20 protein-coding genes are annotated in these 23486 nt (G+C 59.7%); 8 read left to right on the top strand and 12 right to left on the bottom strand.

Annotated features, from left to right (window positions below; all coding sequences use genetic code 11):
* Positions 1 to 22: 22 nt before the first annotated feature.
* The 5 genes from N2A98_RS09030 to fabB all read left to right on the top strand — a co-directional run bounded on the left by N2A98_RS09030 (position 23) and on the right by fabB (position 6966).
* Positions 23 to 2143, top strand: a complete 2121-nt coding sequence (locus tag N2A98_RS09030) for a TonB-dependent receptor (RefSeq protein WP_345774696.1) — start codon at positions 23 to 25, stop codon at positions 2141 to 2143.
* Between the two features lies 1 nt (position 2144).
* A complete protein-coding gene (locus N2A98_RS09025; protein ID WP_275623286.1) occupies positions 2145 to 3071 on the top strand; it encodes an ABC transporter substrate binding protein in 927 nt (308 codons plus the stop codon).
* Positions 3068 to 4969: an ATP-binding protein gene (locus tag N2A98_RS09020; RefSeq protein ID WP_044273022.1), complete on the top strand. Its 1902-nt coding sequence runs from the start codon at positions 3068 to 3070 to the stop codon at positions 4967 to 4969. Before N2A98_RS09025 ends, N2A98_RS09020 begins: the two co-directional genes overlap by 4 nt.
* A 249-nt stretch (positions 4970 to 5218) precedes the next feature.
* Positions 5219 to 5734, top strand: coding sequence for a 3-hydroxyacyl-[acyl-carrier-protein] dehydratase FabA (gene fabA / locus N2A98_RS09015; RefSeq protein ID WP_003190035.1), 516 nt, complete (start codon positions 5219 to 5221; stop codon positions 5732 to 5734).
* A gap of 11 nt (positions 5735 to 5745) precedes the next feature.
* Positions 5746 to 6966, top strand: coding sequence for a beta-ketoacyl-ACP synthase I (gene fabB / locus N2A98_RS09010; RefSeq protein WP_003190033.1), 1221 nt, complete (start codon positions 5746 to 5748; stop codon positions 6964 to 6966).
* A gap of 186 nt (positions 6967 to 7152) precedes the next feature.
* On the opposite strand, the gene N2A98_RS09005 is transcribed toward fabB, so the two are convergent.
* Together N2A98_RS09005 and N2A98_RS09000 are read right to left on the bottom strand one after the other, a co-directional pair.
* Positions 7153 to 8778 carry a methyl-accepting chemotaxis protein gene (locus N2A98_RS09005; protein WP_275623285.1) on the bottom strand — a complete coding sequence of 542 codons (1626 nt, stop codon included), beginning with the start codon at positions 8776 to 8778 and terminating at the stop codon, positions 7153 to 7155.
* Positions 8779 to 8874: 96 nt separating this feature from the next.
* Positions 8875 to 9897: an amidohydrolase family protein gene (locus tag N2A98_RS09000; RefSeq protein WP_275623284.1), complete on the bottom strand. Its 1023-nt coding sequence runs from the start codon at positions 9895 to 9897 to the stop codon at positions 8875 to 8877.
* 139 nt (positions 9898 to 10036) lie between these two features.
* Here N2A98_RS09000 and N2A98_RS08995 point away from each other — a divergent pair, with 139 nt between their 5' ends.
* Both N2A98_RS08995 and N2A98_RS08990 read left to right on the top strand, forming a co-directional pair.
* A complete protein-coding gene (locus N2A98_RS08995) occupies positions 10037 to 10453 on the top strand; it encodes an OsmC family protein (RefSeq protein WP_003190027.1) in 417 nt (138 codons plus the stop codon).
* A gap of 63 nt (positions 10454 to 10516) precedes the next feature.
* Positions 10517 to 11383: a pirin family protein gene (locus N2A98_RS08990; RefSeq protein WP_069558172.1), complete on the top strand. Its 867-nt coding sequence runs from the start codon at positions 10517 to 10519 to the stop codon at positions 11381 to 11383.
* A 98-nt stretch (positions 11384 to 11481) separates the two neighbouring features.
* On the opposite strand, the gene N2A98_RS08985 is transcribed toward N2A98_RS08990, so the two are convergent.
* The 4 genes from N2A98_RS08985 to N2A98_RS08970 all read right to left on the bottom strand — a co-directional run bounded on the left by N2A98_RS08985 (position 11482) and on the right by N2A98_RS08970 (position 15248).
* Complete coding sequence (locus N2A98_RS08985) at positions 11482 to 12210, bottom strand: dienelactone hydrolase family protein (protein ID WP_275623283.1); 729 nt, start codon at positions 12208 to 12210, stop codon at positions 11482 to 11484.
* A gap of 118 nt (positions 12211 to 12328) precedes the next feature.
* Positions 12329 to 14233: a molecular chaperone HtpG gene (gene htpG, locus N2A98_RS08980; protein WP_044273084.1), complete on the bottom strand. Its 1905-nt coding sequence runs from the start codon at positions 14231 to 14233 to the stop codon at positions 12329 to 12331.
* Between the two features lie 89 nt (positions 14234 to 14322).
* Positions 14323 to 14775, bottom strand: a complete 453-nt coding sequence (locus N2A98_RS08975; protein ID WP_044273016.1) for a PaaI family thioesterase — start codon at positions 14773 to 14775, stop codon at positions 14323 to 14325.
* A complete protein-coding gene (locus N2A98_RS08970) occupies positions 14772 to 15248 on the bottom strand; it encodes a PaaI family thioesterase (protein ID WP_275623282.1) in 477 nt (158 codons plus the stop codon). Before N2A98_RS08970 ends, N2A98_RS08975 begins: the two co-directional genes overlap by 4 nt.
* Before the next feature lie 157 nt (positions 15249 to 15405).
* Here N2A98_RS08970 and N2A98_RS08965 point away from each other — a divergent pair, with 157 nt between their 5' ends.
* Positions 15406 to 15663, top strand: a complete 258-nt coding sequence (locus tag N2A98_RS08965) for a hypothetical protein (RefSeq protein ID WP_003190018.1) — start codon at positions 15406 to 15408, stop codon at positions 15661 to 15663.
* Between the two features lie 84 nt (positions 15664 to 15747).
* On the opposite strand, the gene N2A98_RS08960 is transcribed toward N2A98_RS08965, so the two are convergent.
* From N2A98_RS08960 to odhB, 6 genes are all read right to left on the bottom strand, one after another.
* Positions 15748 to 16488 carry a DUF599 family protein gene (locus N2A98_RS08960; protein ID WP_044273014.1) on the bottom strand — a complete coding sequence of 247 codons (741 nt, stop codon included), beginning with the start codon at positions 16486 to 16488 and terminating at the stop codon, positions 15748 to 15750.
* 231 nt (positions 16489 to 16719) lie between these two features.
* Positions 16720 to 18033, bottom strand: a complete 1314-nt coding sequence (brnQ, locus tag N2A98_RS08955) for a branched-chain amino acid transport system II carrier protein (protein WP_047710425.1) — start codon at positions 18031 to 18033, stop codon at positions 16720 to 16722.
* A gap of 411 nt (positions 18034 to 18444) precedes the next feature.
* Positions 18445 to 19326, bottom strand: coding sequence for a succinate--CoA ligase subunit alpha (sucD, locus tag N2A98_RS08950; protein WP_003190013.1), 882 nt, complete (start codon positions 19324 to 19326; stop codon positions 18445 to 18447).
* Positions 19326 to 20492, bottom strand: a complete 1167-nt coding sequence (gene sucC / locus N2A98_RS08945; RefSeq protein WP_003190011.1) for an ADP-forming succinate--CoA ligase subunit beta — start codon at positions 20490 to 20492, stop codon at positions 19326 to 19328. Before sucC ends, sucD begins: the two co-directional genes overlap by 1 nt.
* Positions 20493 to 20696: 204 nt before the next feature.
* Positions 20697 to 22133, bottom strand: coding sequence for a dihydrolipoyl dehydrogenase (gene lpdA / locus N2A98_RS08940; protein ID WP_003190010.1), 1437 nt, complete (start codon positions 22131 to 22133; stop codon positions 20697 to 20699).
* Between the two features lie 99 nt (positions 22134 to 22232).
* Positions 22233 to 23453: a 2-oxoglutarate dehydrogenase complex dihydrolipoyllysine-residue succinyltransferase gene (odhB, locus tag N2A98_RS08935; RefSeq protein ID WP_003190009.1), complete on the bottom strand. Its 1221-nt coding sequence runs from the start codon at positions 23451 to 23453 to the stop codon at positions 22233 to 22235.
* Positions 23454 to 23486 lie beyond the last annotated feature (33 nt).

Below are 23486 nucleotides of genomic sequence, written 5' to 3'. Positions count from 1 at the left end.
CCGCAATTAACAAGGCCGTGCCGTGTATCTAGGCCCCCCTCCTCGCTCATCACTGTTATTGATGCTGGCGTGCGCTACCTGCGCGCAAGCCGACGATCTATTCCTCGACAGCCAGCCGCTGCCGCAGGTCTTGACCGCCACGCGCCTTAAGCAATCGGCCGCCGCCGTGCCCGGCAGCATGACGGTGATCGACAGTGAGCTGATCAAGGCCAGCGGCGCCCGGGACATCTCGGAACTGCTGCGGCTGGTCCCGGGGATGATGGTCGGCTACACCAGCGGTAACCAGGCCTCAGTGAATTACCACGGCACCAGCGCCAGCGATGCACGGCGCATGCAGGTGCTGATCGATGGGCGCTCGGTCTACCGCGCCGGCCTGGCCACGGTGGACTGGAGCGATATCCCGGTGGCCATGGAGGATATCGAGCGCGTCGAGGTGTTTCGCGGCCCCAACACGGTCAGCTACGGTGCCAATGCGCTGATGGCGGTGGTGAATATCCTCACCCGCTCGCCGGCCAACAGCCACGGCTCGCGGGTAAAGGTCATCCGTGGCGAGCGTGGCATCAATGACTTCTATGCCAGCCAGGGTGTGGGCTGGGAGACCGGCGATTTGCGCTTGTCCCTGTCCGGGCAACAGGACGATGGTTTTGACAGCGACGCGGCCGGCGCCGACCGCCGTGACGGGCGTCGTCTCAACCGTTTCAGCCTGGCGGTGAGCCAGACCTTGAACGCGCAACAAAGCCTCGACTGGCAACTGAACGTCAAGGAAGGCACCAACCAACGCCCATACACCTACACCCCAGTGTTTGCCGGGATTACCGAAGGCGGCAGCAATTCCGACGTCACCGCCAAAGACTACGCGGGCTCCCTGCGCTGGAACTTCGACTTCAACCCCGATCACAGCCTGTATATCCAGGGCTCGGCACAGCAATGGGACCGCAAGCAAATCTGGAAAGCCTGTGACGCCAAGGCCTCGTTCAGCCCTGAATTGACCCAGCTATGGCAGCTCAACCCCAACTATGCCGAATTGCTGGCGCGGCACATGGACACCTACAGCCAAGGCTCCGCCCCACCGGGTAACGCCGCCGAACAGGCCTTGGCCAACCAGGTGCTGGACCAGTGGCGCAACGGCGCCAACCAGAGCGTGTGTGGCGATATCGACCAGAGCACCCGTGAAAGCCGCTACGACCTGGAGATCCAGGACACGCTCAGCCTCTCCGACAGCCTGCGCCTGGTCAGCGGCATGAATTACCGCTACGACCGCGCTGATTCCGAGACCTACTTCAATGGCACCCTGGACGACACCACCTGGCGCCTGTTCGGGCACCTGGAATGGCGCGCCAGCGAGCACTGGCTGCTGCAAGGTGGCGCCATGTACGAAGACACCCACCTGAGCGGCAACTCGCTGACGCCACGGGTGGCGGTCAATTACCTGATCAACCCCCGCCACGGCTTGCGCGCGGTTTACTCCGAGGCGATACGCTCGCCGGACATGTTCGAGAACAACGTCAATTGGAGCTACCGCGTCACCAATCTCAGTTCGCCGACCTATGGGCAAAACGCCGGGCAATATTTTGTCGTGACGCGCGGCCCCGGCAACCTCGACAAAGAGTTGATGCGCTCGCGCGAGCTGGGCTACAACGGTTTCTTTGCCGAGCTGGGGCTGAATGTCGACGTGAAGCTGTTCTATGACGAAATCACCGACATGATCAGCTCCCCGCTACGTAACAACCAATACATCGCCAGCAACGCCAATAGTGCGCGCTTTAGCGGTGCCGAGTCGCAGTTCGACTGGCGCGTGAGTAACGCCGACCGCCTGCGCCTGACCTATGCTTATGTAGACGCCACCTCCAGCAACCCGCGGGACAAGGCGCAAACCGCGCGTAACAGCGGCTCGGCCGGTTGGCTGCGTGAATGGGGCCAGGGTTGGTCCAGCGCCTTGTTCTACTATGGCGACGACGCACTCAACCAATATCGCTTCCAGCGGGTCGACCTGCGGGTGGCCAAGCGCATCGCCGTAGGCAAAACCAATGTGGAGCTGGCGGGCATGTTGCAACAACGCCTGGACAACCAGCCCACCACTTGGGCCGACAACAACTACGACCATCGCCACGTTCTCTACTTCAGCGCCGAGCTGGACTTCTGACATGGCCGATCAGTCACGGATGACCCTCTTGGTTTCACGGTTTTGGCGCCGTGGCCTGCTGCTCGCGTGCCTGTTGCTGGCGGCGCCGGCGTGGAGCGCCAACATCCTGCTGACGGCCGCCGAAGACAGCGCCGGCGTGCGCGCCTTTACCCAGGCCCTTGCCCAGCAGCGCCCCGACGACCAGGTCAGCTTCATCCCCCTCAACGCGTTGCCGGCGCCCAGGAACTTGCCTGCCAGCACTCGCCTGATCCTCCTTGACCTGCCCGGCCTGGACTGGCGACTGCAGGATGAACAAGGGCCGCCCACCCTGGTATTGCGCATCAGCCGCCTGCAGGCCCGGCAACGCCTGGGCAACACCCATCCGGCGAAAATCAGCCTGCTCTGGAGCGACCCGCCCCTGGACCGTCAGTTGCGCCTGATCGCCCATATCCTGCCCCAGGCCCAGCGCGTTGGCGTGCTTTACGATGCAGGCAGTGAGTTCCTGCTGCGCGAACTGACTCAATCCGCCAAGCCCATGGGCCTGGAAATCGTGCCCCAGCTCTGGGAGAACACCAGTGACAGCCGGCCGCTGCAAAACCTGTTCAAGAACAGCGACGTGCTACTGGGCCTGGACGACCCGAACCTGTACAACCCCAAAACCGTGAAAAACCTGTTGCTGAGCAGTTATGCCCAACAACTGCCGTTGGTAGGACCCAATGCCGGGTTTGTGCGGGCCGGCAGCCTGGCCAGCACCTACAGCGATCAGGCCGACTGGCTCGCCGTGCTGAATCACCTGCTGGACCAGCCGCCGGCCAATTGGCCGCACACGCTCTACCCGCAACACTTCAAAGTCGTGGGCAACCCGCAAGTCGCACGCTCACTGGGCATCGAACAGGTCGATGAAGTCGCCGTTGCCGCCCGCCTGGCAGAAGGAGAAAAACGCCCATGACCTTGCGCCGTCGTTGGGATATCAACACCCGCACCCAGCTCATTACCCTGGGCCCCGCGCTGCTGTTGACCCTGCTGCTCATCAGCTTCTTTACCTTCGTGCGTATCCAGGATTTGCGCCAGGAACTGGACCACACCGGTCAACTGATCGCCAACCAGTTGGCCCCTGCCACTGAGTACGGCGTGATTTCCGGCAACAACGACGTGCTTGAATCCCTGCTGCGTGCAACCCTGGCCACGCCCCATGTACGCTTCCTGGAGATCCAGGACAGCGCCGAGAACATCCTGGTGTACGTGGAGCAGCCGTCCGAGCGACATGATCGCTCGCTGTCGGTGAAGGTGTTCCAGGCACCGATCCGCCTGCAACACATCCAGCTCAACAATGACTTTTTCCAGGACAACCTCAACGAACCCAAGGCCCCCCGCGCGGATTACCTGGGGCGGGTGATCGTGGGCATGTCCAATGATGCGTTCAGCCAGCGCCAGCAGGAAATCCTGTTCAAAGCCGGGATCCTGGCGCTGTTCGCCCTGCTGTTTACCTTCCTGCTGGCGCGACGCCTGTCGGCGAGCCTGTCAAAGCCAATCAGCGCCATGGGGCATGCGGTCAAGGCCATCCAGCAAGGCGACTACAAAACGCCATTGCCGATCGTCGATGACTCGGAATTGGGCGACCTTTCGCGGCATATCAACAACCTGGCCGAGGGCCTTCAACAGGCCAGTCGCGAACAGCAGCAAGCCATGGCCCAACTGATCCAGACCCGTGAAGAAGCCGAGCGGGCGAACAACGCCAAGTCGGATTTCCTGGCGATGATGAGCCATGAACTGCGCACGCCCATGAATGGCGTGCTGGGCATGCTGCAACTGTTGGAAACCACCGAGATGACCGAGGAGCAGACCGAGTATGCGGCGCTGGCATCCGAGTCCACCGAGCATTTGCTCAAGGTGATCAATGACATCCTTGATTTCTCGCGCATAGAACGCGCCGCCCTGGAACTGGAACATATTGCGTTCAACCTCGCCGACCTTATCAACAGCTGCGCCCAGGCTTTCCAGCACAGCGCCCAGCAGCGTGGGCTGAGCCTGGAACTGCCGATTCCCATGGGCATGGAGGCCCTGCGGGTGCGCGGCGATCCGACACGGATCCGCCAGATCCTGGTGAACCTGATCGGCAACGCACTGAAATTTACCGAACGTGGCAGCGTGACCGTCGAGCCCCACTGGCAAACCCTGGACCATGAGTTGGTGTGGTTCACCTGCACCGTGCGCGACAGCGGCATTGGCATTTCCGCTGAACGCCTGGAATTGATGTTCGATGCATTCCAGCAGGCCGACAGTTCGATTTCCAGGCGTTACGGTGGAACAGGCCTGGGCCTGCCGATTGCGCGCACCCTGGCCGAGCGCATGGGAGGTACCTTGCGCGCCCAGAGCGAAGAAGGTCGAGGCTCGGTGTTCACCCTGGAAATTCCGCTGGCCATCGACCAGCAGCATGTGCCGGTGGCCGCTCCTGACGCGCTCGGCAAAGCCAGCGCCGGCGACGGGCGCCACGTGCTGCTGGTGGAAGACAACCCGGTCAACCGCACCGTGGTCGAAGCGATGCTGCGCAGCCTGGGCTTTGAAGTCAGCCTGGCCACGGACGGCGCCGAGGCGATCCGCAGCGCCGAGAGCCTGATTTTCACCGCCATCCTGATGGATTGCCGCCTGCCCTTGATCGATGGCTACGAAGCCACGCGGCAGATTCGCCAACTGCCCGGCTGCGCCGATCTACCGATCATCGCCCTGACCGCCAACGCCTTGCAGGGCGACCGCGAAGCCTGCCTGGCAGCCGGAATGAACGATTACCTGGCCAAGCCGTTCAAACGCACGGATTTGCAGCAAATCCTGCAGCGCTGGGTGCAATAGCGCCGCGCCATCAGCCAACTGCGACTGGCGTGAAAGACGAAAGTGCGGCAGTCTTAGGCACCCGAACGGGCCGATAAACAGGCCCGGTTTAAAATTTCAGTGAACAAGTGTACATTCAGTGCCTTGCCGCTGTGACTTTCACTACAACGCAATAGTCTATGTGTAGGCTGCCGCTATGAGGCATGAACGCTTCATTCGGTTCGGGAAGATTTGCCCTACCCTGCCGCATGGGATTATTGAGGAGCTCGCATGACCAAACAAAACGCCTTTACTCGGGAAGACCTGCTGCGCTGCAGTCGCGGTGAGCTGTTCGGCCCAGGTAACGCGCAACTGCCCGCCCCGAACATGCTGATGGTGGATCGCATCACCCATATCAGCGAAGAGGGTGGCAAGTACGGCAAAGGTGAATTGGTCGCCGAGCTGGATATCACCCCTGACCTGTGGTTCTTCGCTTGCCACTTCGAAGGTGACCCTGTGATGCCAGGCTGCCTGGGCCTCGACGCCATGTGGCAACTGGTCGGCTTCTACCTGGGCTGGCAAGGCCTGCCGGGCCGCGGTCGCGCCCTGGGTTCGGGCGAAGTGAAGTTCTTTGGCCAGGTACTGCCGAGCGCCAAGAAAGTCACCTATAACATTCAAATCAAGCGCGTCCTCAAGGGCAAGCTGAACCTGGCCATTGCCGACGGTTCGGTAACTGTCGACGGTCGCGAGATCTATACTGCCGAAGGCCTTCGGGTCGGCGTATTCACTTCCACTGACAACTTTTAAGGGTTATCCGCATGCGCCGCGTCGTTATCACTGGTCTGGGCATCGTTTCTTGCCTGGGCAATGACAAAGAGACCGTCACCGCTAACCTGCGTGCAAGTCGCCCTGGCATCCGTTTCAACCCGGAATATGCCGAAATGGGTCTGCGTAGCCAGGTTTCCGGCTCCATTGACCTGCCCCTCGAAGAACTGATCGATCGCAAGATCTATCGCTTCGTCGGCCACGCTGCCGCCTACGCCTACCTGGCCATGAAAGACGCAATCGCCGACTCCGGCCTGAGCGAAGACCAGGTTTCGAACGTACGCACCGGCCTGATCGCCGGCTCCGGCGGCGCATCGACCCTCAACCAGATGGAAGCGCTGGACATCCTGCGCGAAAAAGGCGTGAAGCGCGTCGGCCCGTACCGTGTCACGCGGACCATGGGCAGCACTGTTTCCGCCTGCCTGGCCACACCCTTCCAGATCAAGGGCGTGAACTACTCGATCTCCTCCGCGTGCGCCACCAGCGCCCACTGCATCGGGACTGCCGTTGAGCAGATCCAACTGGGCAAACAGGACATCGTGTTCGCCGGCGGCGGTGAAGAAGAGCATTGGAGCCAGTCGTTCCTGTTCGACGCCATGGGTGCATTGTCCACCCAGTACAACGAAACCCCGGAAAAAGCCTCCCGCGCCTACGACGCCAAGCGTGACGGTTTCGTCATCGCCGGCGGTGGCGGCATGGTCGTGGTTGAAGAGCTGGAACACGCCCTGGCCCGTGGCGCCAAGATCTACGCGGAAATCGTTGGCTACGGCGCGACGTCCGACGGCTACGACATGGTTGCGCCAAGCGGTGAAGGCGCCATCCGCTGCATGCAGATGGCAATGTCCACCGTTGACACCCCAATCGACTACCTGAACACCCACGGCACCTCGACCCCGGTCGGCGATGCCAAGGAAATGGAAGGCGTGCGTGCGGTATTCGGCGACAAGGCTCCGAAGATCAGCTCCACCAAGAGCCTGTCGGGTCACTCACTGGGCGCCGCTGGCGTTCACGAAGCGATCTACTGCCTGCTGATGATGGAAGGTAACTTCATGGCCGGCTCGGCCAACATCGACGAAATTGATCCGGTTGTGGCCGATATGCCGATCCTGACCAAGACCGTTGAAAACGCCAAGATCGACACCGTGATGAGCAACAGCTTTGGCTTTGGTGGCACCAATGCCACCCTGGTACTGAAGCGCTGGCAGGGCAAGTAAGCCCCGCAGGTTGATCACATGAAAAAGCCCCGACTGGTTCGGGGCTTTTTTTGTGCTTTGATTTGAAACCGCGTCGCCTTCATCGCAGGCAAGCCAGCTCCCACATTCGACCGTGCTCACCTTGGAGAAACGCGGTCCAGTGTGGGAGCTGGCTTGCCTGCGAATGGGCCAACCCGGTTTCCCGCCCTACACCGAAAACCGCGCCACCATCGAATTCAGATCCACCGCCAACCGCGATAACTCATGGCTCGCTGCGCTGGTCTGATTAGCGCCGGTAGAGGTCTGATGCGCCAGGTCGCGGATATTCATCAGGTTGCGATCCACCTCCCGCGCCACCGCCGCCTGCTGCTCCGAGGCACTGGCGATCACCAGATTGCGTTCGTTGATCAAGGTAAACGCCGAGGCAATCTCTTCCAGGGCCATGCCCGCCGATTTGGCGATGTCCAATGTGGAGCGCGCCCGCGTGTTGCTCTGCTGCATCGAGCTGACGGCCAGGTCGGTGCCCTGCTGAATGCCGCTGATCATCTGTTCGATTTCCTGGGTCGACTGTTGGGTGCGATGGGCCAAGGCCCGCACCTCATCGGCCACCACCGCAAACCCGCGCCCGGCATCCCCGGCTCGCGCCGCTTCAATGGCCGCGTTCAGGGCCAGCAAGTTGGTTTGCTCGGCAATCGAGCGAATCACGTCCAGCACTGTGCTGATGCCATAGACCTTTTGCGCCAACTCCTCGACCTGGGTCACATTGGCGGTCACATCGGTCGCCAGGGCTTCAATCGACACCACGGTTTGCTGTACTTGCTCACGCCCCTGCTGGGCAATACGGTCGGATTCGCGAGACGCCTGGGAAGTGGCCACGGCATTGCTCGCCACCTCCTCCACCGCCACCGTCATCTGATTGACCGCCGTGGCCGCCTGTTCGATTTCCTGGTTCTGCTGGTGCAAACCGCGGGTCGAATCCTCGGTGACACAACTGAGTTCTTCGGAAGCCGACGCCAATTGGTTCGATGACTCTGATATGCGCCGGATAGTGTCGCGCAAGCTCTCCTGCATACTTTTGAGCGCCTGCTGCAAGCGCGCCGGCTCGTCGCTGCCACTGAGCCTGATCTCGCCGGTCAAGTCGCCACTGGCAACGCCCTGGGCCACTTTCAACGACTGTGCCAGTGGCAGCACGATGCTGCGCGTCAGCCACACCGCCAGGCCGATCGTGATCAACGCTGTGACGCCAATCATGACCATCACCCAGACCCGCGACTGGCTGAACACCTGCTGTGCCAGCCGGGCGGCCTCGTTGGCGCTGGACTTATTCAGATTGACCAGCTCACGCAGGGTGACAGCCATCTGGTCGGCCATCTGATTCATTTCGCCATTGACCACCGCAATGGCCTCCTCCAGCCGATTGGCCTTGGATAAGCCCACCACCTGCTCCTGGCGTTGCAAGTACTGCTGCTGCTCGACCTTGAAACGATCAAACAGCACGCGCTCCTCAGGCAAGACAATCAACGCCTCGTACACGCCTTCAGCGTGGTGCAAATCGGTTTTGATCTCGGCGATTTTCTGCTCGTTCTGCGCCACCGCCTGGGGGTCGCGGTTGACCAGCAAGCGCAACGTCAGCGCCCGAATACGCAACACATCCTGGTTCATCTCCCCTACCGCCATCACGCTGGGCAGCCAGTTGGTCTCCACCTGGTCCGACTGCTGGCGCATATTGGCCATCTGCAACAGGGCAAAGCCGCCCAAGACGAACACCATCAACGCCAGCACACCAAAGCCCAGGCCGGCGCGAGGGGCGATATTCAAACTGCGGATATTCATGCCAGGGTTCCTTCCAAAAGTACTGCATCCACCTGCAGCGGGTCTCTTGGACGTTATCGGCACCTCAGGTCATTGGCGTAAGACCAAAACGCGATATCAACGCGCATCGCCATCGCGATGCGGCTTGGGCAGGATGGCCAGGAAGTTGTCGCGCGCGACCTTGTGGGCAACGTCTTCGGGCAACGCATCGAGGAAAGGGTCGAAGCGGCGCATTTCCTTGCCCAACTTGTTGAAGCGTCCGACGACGTCTGAGCCGAGCATGAACCGGTCCGGGAAGCGCTCTACCAGCGCTACCCATTGCGGCCGTGGCTTGCCGGCGTCATCCAGCAGATACGGCGTGAGCATGCTCCAGGACAAGTCGATATACAGGTTGGGATACGCCTCAAGCAGACGATTCAAGGTGGGCAGCAAAAAATCCATTTGCACCTGATGACGGTGGATTTCCTTGCTGGTACCGGCATGGGCCCAGATAAAACGCGTGTGCGGGTGGTTGCGTAACGGCTGCTCGACTTCCGCCAGGTACAGCGGGTTGCGCTCACGCTTGGAGGTGATGTTGGAGTGCAGCATCACCGGCAGGTCGTTTTCGGCCGCCAGGTGGTAGATGCGCGTCATGGCTTCGTTATTGGCACGCGGCGTGTCGCCGGAGGTCAGGGCGGTAAGGTCATCGTGCCGGGTGAACACTTCACCGATGCCCTGCCACAGCCCTGGGTTGAGGTCGAGCATGCGCTGGATATGGGCCGCAGAGTTTTTGTCGTTGGGATTGAAACCGGCCAGGAACGGATGAAAGTGCTGGCGTTGCGCGGGGGAAAGTTTATTGACCGCCGCCGCGACGATCACATCCGTGGCGCTGTACCAATAGGCATCGGCGTCATCACCGGCGTAGTAGCGCGGGCGCTTGGGCTCGTCTTCGTGCCATTTCTTGGCCACGGGAATCCCGGAAATCATGACGTGCTCTACGCGGTTGTCCGCCATGGCCTTGAGCAGCTTGTCCATGCCGGCGGTTTCCTGGAAAAAATCCACGTAATGCAGGTGCGCGTCGCTGTAGGCATAGTCACGGGCCTGCGCGGCAAGGCTGCTGGCGGCGAGCAACAAGGCGAGACTCAGGCGGGCTCCAGACACGGTAAAACCTCAATAAGGGCGGATACGGGTAGACCTTGCGCCAGCCTTGCGGGTTCAGCATGGAAAAAACCGGAACACTGGAGTGCCAGCATGCTCTATAACTGCATGACCTTCATCCTGCGCCCTTACGAGGTTTGCCATGCCTGTTACCGTCAATACGCTCAACGCTGAAAACTTCCGTCACAGCGTGAATATCAATAATCACGAGCTGTTTACCGACCTGCCCAAGAGCCTGGGCGGTGACGATTCGGCGCCCTCCCCTCACGATTATTTCGATGCTGCGCTGGCGTCGTGCAAAGCCTTGACCGTAAGGCTCTACGCGCAGAAAAAAGATATCCCGCTGACCGGCGTGACCGTGGAGGTCACCCACGACAGCACTGAGGAGCAGAAGGGTAAATACAAGCTCAACGTCAAGCTGACCCTCAAGGGCGTGCTCACCGACGCCCAGCGCGATGAACTGCATCGGGTGGCCGATAAGTGCCCGGTACATAAGCTGATGACCACCGCCGAAGTCACTATCGAGACGAAATTGTCGGAAGGCGCCTTCAGCCAATAGCCCCAACTTCCCACCGAGCGGGTTATGCTTCATCGCATCCAACCCGCTCAGACTGGGATGCCCATGACCCCCCTCACCGTAATTCGCCCTCGCCCCGAAGATGTAGAAGGCCAGCCCATCCTGCGCCCCCTGCCCTCGCGTGAATGCCGTAGCGTCGGGCCCTTTGTGTTTTTCGACCATATGCTGCCGACCCGCTACGCGCCCGGTACCGGCATGAATATCCGCCAGCATCCCCACATTGGCCTGTCCACTCTCACCTACCTGTTTGAAGGCGCCTTGCAGCATAAGGACAGCCTTGGCTCGGACCAGGTGGTGCAAGCCGGCGATGTCAGCTGGATGACTGCCGGCAGTGCGATTGCCCACGTCGAGCGCACACCGCAAGCGGTCAAGGCCAGGGGTTTCAACCTGCATGGCCTGCAGGTGTGGCTGGCCTCGCCCAAGGACCACGAGACGGGGCCTGGACACTACAGCCATCACCCCGCGGCGAGCTTGCCGGTGAGCGATAACCTCGGTGTGCAAATCCGCTTGATCGCCGGTAATGGATTTTGCCTCAGATCCCCGGTGCCGGTGCTGTCGCCGACGCTGTATGCCGAAGTGCAGATGCAAACCGCCACGACTCTGCTGATTGCCGATGAGCATGAGGAACGTGCGGTGTATGTGCTGGAGGGTGAGGTGCAGTTGGACGGTGAAGCGCTGGAGGTGAACAGTCTGGTGGTATTGCCGACTGGGCAGGAGATGACCCTGTATGCCGAGAGTGATTGCCACCTGATGGTATTTGGCGGGGCGCCGCTGGATGGGCCGCGGCGGATCAACTGGAATTTTGTGGCGAGTGATCCGGCGGTGATCGAGCAGGCGAGGCAGCGCTGGGCGGCTGGGGATTGGCCCACTGTGCCGGGGGAGTCAGAAAGAATCGAGTTGCCTGTTAAATAGCATTCGCGAGCAAGCCCGCTCCCACATTTCGACCTGTGAACGCAGTCAAATGTGGGAGCGGGCTTGCTCGCGAATAGGCCCGAACAGGCGCCGAAGCATCAGCCCTTGAACACTTCATCCAACAAGTTATGCATCGCCTGGAACGCCCGAGCAGCGGTCTTGGCGTCGTACATCATCTTGCCTGGCACATTGGCATGGGGGTCGGTGAAGGAGTGCACTGCGCCGCCGTAGCTGAGCAACTGCCAATCCACACCCCCCGCGTTCATTTCATCTTCGAACGCCGGCAGTTGCTCTTTGGGCACCAACGGGTCCGCGGCGCCATGCAGCACCAGCACTGAACCCTTGATGTTCTTCGCATCCGCCGGGTTCGGTGTATCCAGGGTGCCATGGAACGACACAGCGGCCTTCAACGGCGCACCGGTACGGGCCAGTTCCAGGGAGCAGCAACCGCCAAAGCAGAAGCCGAAGGTGGCCAGTTTCGACGTGTCCACTGCTGCTTCAGTCTGGCCTTGCAGTTGCTCGAAGGCCGCTTGCATGCGTTTGTTCAGCAGCGGGCGATCATCCTTCAACGGCATCATCGCCGCACCGGCCTCATCGCCATTTGAAGGCCGTACGTTTTGCCCGTAGAGGTCGGCAATCAACACCACGTAGCCTTTGCCAGCAACGGCCTTGGCGATCTCTTCGGCCCCCGCACTCACGCCCATCCAGTTCGGCGCCATCAGCAAGCCCGGCAACGGAGCTTTGTGGCTGGCATCGAACGCCAGACGGCTTTCATAAGACTGGCCATCAATCTGATAGACCACAGAACGTACAGTGACTTGGCTCATCATTTTCCCCAATTTAGATGGATTGACGATGCTCCCTGTAGGAGCGAGGGGGACGCCTAGTTCCTACAGTAGAGCCAGAACGAAAAAACCCGCCGAAGCGGGTTTTTCTACATCGGTGTTAAACCGACAATTCAACCAACAGCTTGTTCAGTCGGCGCACATACGCGGCCGGGTCCTTCAAGCTGTCGCCGGCTGCCAGGGCGGCCTGGTCGAAGAGGATGTGCGACAGGTCGCCAAACCGCTCTTCGCTCTGCTCGCCATCGAGTTTCTCGATCAGCGGGTGAGACGGGTTGAATTCGAAGATCGGCTTGGAGTCCGGCACTTTCTGCCCGCTGGCCTCGAGGATCTGACGCATCTGCAAGCCCAGGTCTTGCTCGCCGATAGCCAGGATCGCCGGGGAGTCGGTCAGGCGGTGGGAAACCCGCACTTCACTGACCGCGTCGCCCAGGGAAGCCTTGATGCGCTCAACCAGGCCCTCTTTGGACTTGGCGACTTCTTCGGCTTCTTTCTTCTCTTCTTCGGAGTCCAGGTTACCCAGGTCCAGGTCACCACGGGCCACGTCGACAAAGGTTTTGCCGTCGAACTCGGTGAGGTAGCTCATCAGCCACTCATCGATACGGTCGGTCAGCAGCAGCACTTCGATGCCTTTCTTGCGGAAGACTTCCAGGTGCGGGCTGTTCTTGACCTGAGCGTAGGTTTCGCCGGTCAGGTAGTAGATCTTGTCCTGACCTTCCTTGGCGCGCGCCAGGTAGTCAGCCAAGGACACAACCTGCTCGCCGTCTTCGCCCTGAGTCGAAGCAAAACGCAGCAAGCCGGCGATTTTTTCCTTGTTGGCAAAATCTTCCGCCGGGCCTTCTTTCATGACCTGGCCGAAGTTTTTCCAGAAGCTCTTGTATTGCTCAGGCTCGTTCTTCGCCAGCTTTTCCAGCATGTCGAGTACGCGCTTGGTCAGCGCCGACTTCATGGAGTCGATGATCGGATCTTTCTGCAGGATTTCCCGCGAGACGTTCAGCGACAGGTCGTTGGAGTCGACCACACCTTTGATAAAGCGCAGGTACAGCGGCAGGAAGGATTCCGCCTGGTCCATCACGAACACACGCTGCACGTAGAGCTTCAGGCCTTTTGGCGCTTCACGCTGGTACAGGTCGAACGGAGCACGGGCCGGGACGTAGAGCAGCGAGCTGTATTCGAGCTTGCCTTCAACCTTGTTGTGGCTCCAGCTCAGCGGGTTCTCGTAATCGTGCCCGATGTGCTTGTAGAACTCCTGGTATTCCTCGTCCTTGATCTCGGTACGCGGACGGGTCCACAGGGCGCTGGCGCGGTTGACGGTTTCCCATTCCACCGCCGGAGCTTCTTCGCCTTCGGCAACGGTCTGTTCCTTGGGCAACTCGATCGGCAACGCGATGTGGTCGGAGTACTTCTTGATGATGTTGCGCAGGCGCCAGCCATCGGCGAATTCGTCTTCACCGGCTTTCAGGTGCAGCACGATGCGGGTGCCGCGGTCAGCCTTGTCGATAGTGGCGATTTCAAATTCGCCCTCGCCCTTGGAAGCCCAGTGCACGCCTTCGCTGGCGTCGAGGCCGGCGCGGCGGCTGAAAACTTCAACCTTGTCGGCGACGATGAAGGCCGAATAGAAGCCCACGCCGAACTGGCCGATCAGGTGAGAATCTTTTTTCTGGTCGCCCGACAGGTTCTTCATGAAATCTGCGGTGCCGGATTTGGCGATGGTCCCCAGGTGGGTGATCGCATCGTCACGGCTCATGCCGATACCGTTGTCTTCGAGAGTGACGGTTTTGGCGTCTTTGTCGTAGCTCACACGGATCTTCAGTTCCGCGCCGCCTTCCAGCAATTCAGGCTTGGACAGGGCTTCGAAACGTAATTTGTCGACAGCGTCAGAGGCGTTCGAGATCAATTCGCGAAGGAAAATTTCCTTGTTGGAATACAGCGAATGGATCATGAGGTGCAGCAGTTGCTTCACCTCGGTCTGGAAGCCCAGGGTTTCCTTTTGAGTTTCCACACTCATGGTCATCAAACTCCAATTGGATGGCAGTGGCCGCGCCCGAAAGGGTTGGCGGCGGGTTGTCATCAAAGTTGGGGGCTCAGGCCAGGATTTCAAGGGCGAGCCAATTCCTCAATCTTGAAATGTGCGCGGGCGGTGGCAATCGGTTCGGCCGCAGTGCTCTGCCAGGCGGTAATCGCCACGTTGGCCACGCGCCGGCCCTGGCGCCATACCTGGCACTTGGCATAGGTGTCCCGAAACTGGCCGGCGCGCAGGTAATCCAGGGAGAAGTCGATGATTTTCGGCAGGCCCGGAGCGCCCGTGAACACCAGCAGGTGCAGGGCGGCGGCCAGCTCCATGAAGCCGGCGATCACCCCGCCATGCAACGCTGGCAATATAGGGTTACCAATATTGTCCTTGTTGGCCGGCAGGCGAAACAGCAACTCATCCCCCAGACGGGTGCATTCGATGCCGATCAGCCTGGCATAGGGCACCAGGTCGAGCAGCGCATCGTAGTTGCCACGATCGAGGGCTTGCTCCAGGCGGGTCTTGAACCGATGCGTCATGCCTGCTTTCCCTTGATGACCGTGCCCAAGCCTTGGGTGCCTTTGAGGCGCTTGCCCATGCGCATGAACGTGCCCACCACATGGGCAATAGGTTGTTGCGGGTCATCCTGATAGGCAACGCCACGGGTGAAGATCACGTCGGTGGTCACCCGGTAGCATTGCGCGAAGCCATAGACCGGCTTGTGGGGTTCGGCGGGATGCATGTAGTCGATGCGCAGGTCCAGGGTCGGGCACACTTCGAATTCGGGCAATACGCACAGGGTCGCCATGCCGCACGCGGTGTCCATCAACGAGGTGAGCGCGCCGCCGTGGATCACCCCGCTCAGGGGGTCACCGACGATATGCGGCCCATACGGCAGTACGAGGGTCATGCCCTCCTCGCTGGCTTCATGAACACTCACCCCCAGCACCTGGCAATGGCGCAGGGCCGAAACAAAGCGTGTGGCACGCTCTAACAACGGGTTTTCGGTCATTGTTTTTAGACTCTTATTAGTGTGAATTCGGCGGATGGGAATGACTGGGTAAAGTTCCTGTACGAAACATGCTATATATCTGTGGGACATAAGGAACTAATGCTGGCCCCTTGGGTTCGAAAGGCCAGTAGATATCTTCAATAAGGAGAAACACCCCATGCGTAAGACATTAGCTATTTCCATGATGCTGGCCGCTGCTCTCGGTCTGGCTGCCTGCGACAAGAAATCCGAAGACAAAGCCCAAGACGCTGCTGCACATTCTGAGCAAGCTCAGCAAGATATGGCTAAAGCACAGGATAAAGTGAACGACGCTGCGAAAGAAAACGCCGAAGCTGCCAAAGCTCAGGCCGAATCGAACGAAGCTGCTGCAAAAGAAGCTGCACCTGCCGCACCAGCAGAACCTGCCAAGCAGTAATCGCACGGTTTAAAGCTGTATTGCAGCAAAAAGAAAGCCCGCTGACTAAGCGGGCTTTTCTTTGTCTGCTATTTGCTGCCAGCGCTACGATGCGCCGTCTTTTACAGCCTCGACTGCTTGCATATCGGTAGGGGTGTAGACCATCACCTGCAATACATCGGAATGGAATTCGCGGCGGTACAGCACCAACACCACCCCGCTGCTCATCAACATGAACAACCAGGGACTGACAAACCAGGCCAGCATGGTCATGCCGAAGTAATAAGCACGCAGGCCAAAGTTGAACTGGTTGGCCGCCATCGAAATCACTCGCGCCGCCCGCAAAGCAAATGCCTTGCGCTCCTGCTCCGACACATGCCGCTCACCGATCATGGGCGCCGAGCCCACCAGCACCGCCGCGAAGTTGTACTGGCGCATGCACCAGCTGAAGGTAAAAAAGGCGTAGACGAACACCAATGCCAGGCACAGCAATTTGATCTCCGACATGCCCTGGGATGCCTGCTGCACCATGGGAATGTCCGCCAGCAGTGACACTGCGCGTTCCGAAGCCCCCAGCACCGTGAGGATACCGGCGAGGATGATCAAGGTGCTGGAGGCGAAGAACGAGGCATTGCGCTCCAGGTTACCGATCACACTGGCGTCGGCGATGCGGTTATCGCGCAGCAGCATGCGGCGCATCCAGTCTTCACGGTACAGGTGCAACACACTGGCCAGGCACGCCGTGTCCCGGGCTTTCCAGGTTGCGTAACGGGTGTAGCCGCCCCAGCAGATGACAAACCAGAGCGCTGCAAGCAGATGAACTTGATTGATTTCGACAAACGACATGTAGGTCCTTGTACAGGGTAGCCATGGTGAAAACGCGGTCAAACTGTGGGAGCGGGCTTGCTCGCGAATGCGGTGTGCCAGCTGCATATTAGTTTGCTGACACACCGCATTCGCGAGCAAGCCCGCTCCCACATTACCGGTTCACAAGTTTAGAAATATGTAACCTCATACGCAAAAAAAATGCCCCGCATCGTTTGATACGGGGCATTTCAGTACAGCACGAACCGCGTGTTACGCGATGGCTTCGCTGCGCTTGCCCAGCATACGGTCAATCACCACCGCCGCCACCAGCGTCATCACCGACGGCACCAGCCACGCCAAGCCTTGTTCGCTCAACGGCAGGTTTACCAACTGCGTTGGCATCCAACCCGCCAGGCCCGCACCCTTGAGTGCGTCGATGCAGCCAAAGATGAACGACACCAGCATCACCGGGCCGACAATACGGCCCTGTTCCTGCCAGAACCCTTTGCAGAAGCTCAGGGCCACCAACACGATGCACGGCGGGTAGATAGCGGTCAGCACCGGGATCGAGAAGGCAATCAGTTTGGTCAGGCCCAGGTTGGACACAAACAACGAGAACAGCGCCAGGATCACCACCAGGGTCTTGTAGGACAGTGGCAGGATCTTGCTGAAGTACTCGGCGCAGGCGCAGGTCAGGCCCACGGCAGTCACCAGGCATGCCAAGGAAATCAGCACGGCGAGGAAACCACTGCCCAGGGAGCCGAACGTGTATTGCACGTAGGCGTGCAGTACTGCCGCGCCGTTGCTGGCACCCGCAGCCACGGCGTGGCTGCCCGAACCCAGGCGGAACAGGCTGACGTACACCAGCGCCAGGCCCACGCCGGCAATCAGCCCGGCAATGATCGCATAGCGGGTGATCAGCTTGGGCGACTCGACGCCACGGGAGCGGATCGCGTTGACGATCACGATGCCGAACACCAGGGCGCCCAGGGTATCCATGGTCAGGTAACCATTGATAAAGCCTTGGGAGAATGGCGCGGCCACGTATTCCGGCGTGGCAACCCCCACCTCACCCGCAGGCAAGGCAAACGCAGCGATACCGAGAATGGCCAGGGCGATGATTTTCAGCGGCGCCAGGAAACGGCCCACGGTGTCCAGCAGTCGACCCGGGTACAGGGAGACAAAGAACACCACCAAAAAATACACCGAGCTGTAGAGGAACAGCGCCAACGGGCTTTCACCGGTCAAGGGCGCCAGGCCTACTTCAAACGACACGGTTGCGGTGCGCGGAGTCGCGAACAGCGGGCCCACGGCCAGGTAGGCGGCTGCCGCCAGCAGGCCACCGGCGATCTTGCCAATCGGGCTGCTCAGCGCATCCATGCCACCACCGACCTTGGCCAGGGCGATCACGGTGACCACCGGCAAACCGACTGCGGTGATCAGAAAGCCCAGCGCCGCCATCCACACATGCGGCCCGGACTGCAAACCAACGATAGGCGGGAAGATGATGTTGCCGGCGCCCACGAACAGGGCAAAGGTCATAAAGCCCAGCGCCAGGATATCCTGGCTTTTCAACACTTTCATTTGAGGAAATACCACACTACTGAATCGGAATTTAGAGAGGGCTTCCCTATGGATGAGGGAAATGCTGCCGGCCCTTGTGGGGACCGACCGGTCTAGCGCGCAGCTTCCTTTTGGGACGCGGACGCATAAAGAGGCGGCTAGAGTACAGAATTAGCCTGACAAACGCACTGTTGCGGGGCGGACTGTCCGATAAGCGACATTTGAATGTCGCGTTTTCGTACTTAATTGGGCAATACACAACCCTGTGGGAGCTGGCTTGCCTGCGATGGCATCGACTCGGTTTGGCTGATGCACCGAGGTGTCTGTATCGCAGGCAAGCCAGCTCCCACATTGAACCGAGTTATACCCAGAATGCACAAAGGCCACCCGAAGGTGGCCTTTGTGTGGTGAAGCGTCAGCTAAGCGCGAGGCTTACTTGACAGCCCAACCGGTCAGCTCGGCCAGGGCCTTGCCGATGTCTGCCAGCGAACGCACGGTTTTAACGCCTGCGTCTTGCAGTGCAGCGAATTTCTCGTCTGCAGTGCCTTTGCCGCCAGAGATGATTGCGCCAGCATGGCCCATGCGCTTGCCCGCAGGGGCAGTCACACCAGCGATGTAGGAAACAACCGGCTTGGTCACGTGGGCCTTGATGTAGGCAGCCGCTTCTTCTTCAGCCGAACCGCCGATCTCACCGATCATTACGATCGCTTCGGTCTTCGGGTCTTCCTGGAACAGCTTCAGGATGTCGATGAAGTTGGAGCCTGGGATCGGGTCACCGCCGATGCCGACGCAAGTCGACTGACCGAAACCGGCGTCAGTGGTCTGCTTCACAGCTTCGTAGGTCAGGGTGCCGGAACGGGAAACGATACCGACTTTACCTGGCAAGTGAATGTGACCTGGCATGATGCCGATCTTGCATTCGCCTGGGGTGATCACGCCTGGGCAGTTAGGGCCGATCAGGACTACGCCCAGCTCGTCGCACTTAACTTTAGCGTCCAGCATGTCCAGGGTAGGAATGCCTTCGGTGATGCAGACGATCAGCTTGATGCCGCCGAATGCCGCTTCCAGGATCGAGTCCTTGCAGAAAGGAGCTGGAACGTAGATCACGCTGGCGGTGGCGCCAGTGGCTTCTACGGCTTCTTTCACGGTGTTGAACACGGGCAGGCCCAGGTGCTCGGTGCCGCCTTTGCCAGGAGTTACGCCGCCAACCATCTGGGTGCCGTACTCGATGGCTTGCTGGGTGTGGAAACTACCTTGCGAACCGGTAATACCCTGGCAGATAACTTTGGTGTCTTTATTGATCAGGACGCTCATTACTTGCCCTCCGCAGCTTTGACAACTTGTTGAGCAGCGTCGGTCAGGCTGGTAGCCGCGATGATGTTCAAACCGCTTTCTGCCAGTACTTTAGCGCCCAGTTCAGCGTTGTTACCTTCAAGGCGAACAACAACCGGGATTTTAACGCCGACTTCTTTCACTGCACCGATGATGCCTTCGGCAATCATGTCGCAACGAACGATGCCGCCGAAGATGTTGACCAGTACTGCAGCGACGTTGGAGTCGGACAGGATGATCTTGAACGCTTCGGTAACGCGTTCCTTGGTAGCGCCACCACCTACGTCGAGGAAGTTGGCTGGCTTGCCGCCATGCAGGTTGACGATGTCCATGGTACCCATGGCCAGGCCAGCACCGTTGACCATGCAGCCGATGTTACCTTCCAGGGCTACGTAGTTCAGTTCGAACTTGGCAGCGTGCGCTTCGCGCGGATCGTCTTGCGACGGATCGTGGAAAGTCTTCAGCTTAGGCTGACGGTACATGGCGTTGGCGTCGATGTTGATCTTGGCGTCGAGGCAGTGCAGATCGCCGTCAGCCTTGATCACCAGCGGGTTCACTTCCAGCAGGGCCAGATCGTGATCCTGGAACAGTTTGGCCAGACCAACGAAGATCTTGGCGAACTGGGCAACTTGCTTGCCTTCCAGACCCAGCTGGAAAGCCAGCTCGCGACCCTGGAATGGCTGCGCGCCAACCAGTGGATCGATAGTGGCCTTCAGAATTTTTTCTGGGGTTTCGTGAGCGATTTTCTCGATGTCCACGCCACCTTCGGTGGAAGCCATGAACACGATGCGACGGCTCGAACGGTCAACGACAGCGCCCAGGTACAGCTCTTTAGCGATATCAGTGCACGATTCAACCAGGATCTTGGTGACTGGTTGGCCATTGGCATCAGTCTGGTAAGTCACCAGACGCTTGCCCAGCCACTGCTGTGCGAAGGCCTTGGCGTCTTCTTTGCTGCGAACCAGCTTGACGCCGCCCGCTTTACCGCGACCACCGGCGTGGACCTGGGCTTTTACAACCCACTCGCTGCCGCCGATTTTGTCGCAAGCTTCTGCTGCTGCTTCCGGGGTGTCTACTGCGTAGCCCTTGGAAACTGGCAGGCCGTATTCAGCGAACAGCTGCTTACCCTGATACTCGTGAAGATTCATGCTTTTTACCGTCTTCGTTAGGTACTGCGCATTCGGCGCTGCGCTCATTATGAGTGCCGCGCCACCTGTGACTGCTGCTTGCGCAACTTGCGGGGCTTATGGCCCGTAAAGCTGCGCAAGGCTGCGTCCAGCGGATATTCCGCGGTGAGTCTTGCGCGCAAGGCTCACGACGGGCAACTCCGCCGTGGTTTCTTATTATCTCGCTTAGCGCTTCTTGCGGTTGGCGATGTGGATGGCGCCGCCATTCACTGCCAACGCGGCTTCGTGCAACGCTTCGGACAGGGTCGGATGGGAAAAGACCATCATGCCCAGGTCCTCGGCACTGGTGCCGAATTCCATGCCGATTGCGCCTTGCTGAACCAGTTCTGCAGCGCTTGGGCCAATCACGTGGACGCCCAATACGCGGTCAGTCTTGGCATCAGCGATGACTTTGACAAAACCACCGGTGTCGTTAGCTGCCATGGCACGGCCAGAAGCGGCAAACGGGAAGGTGCCGACGTTAACTTCAACGCCTTCAGCTTTCAACTGCTGTTCGTTCTTGCCGACCCATGCAATTTCCGGGTGGGTGTAGATAACCGATGGGATCAGGTCGTAGTTCATCTGGGTCTTGTGACCCTTGATGCGCTCAACAACCATGATGCCCTCTTCGGAAGCCTTGTGGGCCAGCATCATGCCACGAACCACGTCGCCAATGGCATAGACGCCAGGCACAGTGGTGGCGCAATGATCGTCAACGTGGATGAAACCACGCTCGTCGATGTTCACGCCGCTGTCGGAAGCCAGCAGGTCGTTGGTCACTGGGCGGCGGCCCACGGCGACGATCAGCTTGTCGAAGGTGATGGTCTGCTCGCCGTCTTTATCGGTGTAGGTCACTACGACTTCTTCGCCGTTGACCTTGGAACCGGTAACACGGGCGCCGAGCTTGATGTCCAGACCTTGTTTGGTCAGGGTTTTCAGCGCTTCCTTGGACACCGCGGTGTCGGCAGCCAGCAGGAATGTATCCAGGGCTTCCAGCACGGTGACTTCAGCGCCCAGACGCGACCATACCGAACCCAGCTCCAGACCGATCACGCCAGCGCCGATCACGCCTAGGCGCTTAGGTACGGCTTGGAATTCCAGGGCGCCGGTCGAATCAACGATCACGTTGTTATCAACAGGTGCAGGTGGAATGTCGATTGGACGCGAACCTGGGGCCAGGATCACGTTTTCGGCTTCGATGACTTCAACCGAACCGTCTGGCTTGGTGACTTCAACTTTCTTGCCGGCCAGCAGCTTGCCGTGGCCTTGAATCGAAGTCACGCCGTTGGCCTTGAACAAGGTGGCAACGCCGGAAGTCAGGCCTTTGACGATGTTGGCTTTACGGCCGACCATGGCTGGCACGTCCATGGTCACGCCAGCATGGTTGATGCCGTGGATCGCGAAGCCGTCTTGGGCTTCGTGGAATTTCCAGGAGCTGTCCAGCAGCGCCTTGGACGGAATGCAACCTACGTTCAGGCAAGTGCCGCCCAGCGCCAGTTTGCCTTCCTTGTCGGTGTATTTTTCGATGCAAGCCGTGGAGAGGCCCAGTTGCGCGGCCTTGATGGCGGCAACATAGCCGCCAGGGCCTGCACCAATCACTACAACGTCAAATTTCTGTGTCATGAAAATAGATCCTCTATTTGCGACAAGCTTCTAGCTACACGTTGCAAGCCAAGCTGCTTTTTCCTACAGCTTGTAGCTCGCAACGTGCAACTGCTTCTATCAGATGTCCAGGAGCAGGCGAGCCGGGTCTTCCAGCAGGTTCTTGATGGTCACGAGGAACGTCACGGCTTCTTTACCGTCGATCAGGCGGTGATCGTAAGACAGTGCCAGGTACATCATTGGGCGGATCACAACCTGGCCGTTGATGGCCATCGGACGCTGGATGATGTTGTGCATGCCCAGGATCGCGGCTTGCGGTGGGTTGACGATCGGCGTCGACATCATCGAACCGAAGGTACCACCGTTGGTGATGGTGAAGGTACCGCCGGTCATCTCGTCGATGGTCAGCTTGCCGTCACGGGCTTTCTTGCCGAAGCCGGCGATGCCGCCTTCGATTTCGGCCAGGCTCATCAGCTCGGCGTTACGCAGTACTGGAACCACCAGGCCACGGTCGCTGGAGACGGCAACGCCGATATCCGAGTAGCCGTGGTAAACGATGTCGCCGCCGTCGATGGAAGCGTTGACTGCCGGGAAGCGCTTCAGCGCTTCGGTGGCCGCTTTCACGAAGAACGACATGAAGCCCAGGCGCACGCCGTTGTGGGACTTCTCGAACAGGTCTTTGTACTTCGAACGCAGGGCCATGACTTCGGTCATGTCGACTTCGTTGAAAGTGGTCAGCATCGCCATGTTCGACTGTGCTTCAACCAGGCGCTTGGCCACGGTGGCACGTACGCGAGTCATCGGTACGCGCTTCTCGGTGCGGTCGCCCGCAGCAAACACAGGCGCAGCGGCAGCAGGCGCTGCAGCCTTGGCAGGTGCGGCAGCCGGAGCGTTCTTCTTGGCTTCAACGGCGGCAACCACGTCTTCCTTGGTCACGCGGCCGTCTTTGCCAGTGCCCTTGATGGAAGCCAGGTTGATGCCGTTTTCTTCAGCCAGTTGACGCGCAGCCGGTGCAGCGATTGGGTCTTCGCCACCCGCAGCCGGTGCAGCAGGGGCAGAAGCAGCCGGTGCAGCGGCGGCAGGAGCAGGAGCGGCAGCAGCGCTGCCCTCTTCGATCGAACCCAGTACCTGGTTCGACAGAACGGTAGCGCCCTCTTCAGCAACGATCGCGCCCAGCACGCCGTCAGCTTCGGCCAACACTTCCAGAACGACTTTGTCGGTCTCGATGTCGACGATCAGGTCGTCACGTTTGACGGCCTCGCCTGGTTTCTTGTGCCAGGTGGCAACGGTGCCATCGGCAACCGATTCCGGGAATGACGGGGCTTTGATTTCGATAGCCATTATCTGTAGGTCCTTAAAATTCGGTTTCAGTCA

The sequence above is a fragment of the Pseudomonas sp. FJ2-5-13 genome (assembly GCF_029201605.1).
Taxonomy (GTDB): Bacteria; Pseudomonadota; Gammaproteobacteria; order Pseudomonadales; family Pseudomonadaceae; genus Aquipseudomonas; species Aquipseudomonas lactis.
The sequence above is the reverse complement of the archived record's forward strand: the minus strand, read 5'-3'. Positions and strand labels throughout refer to the sequence as shown.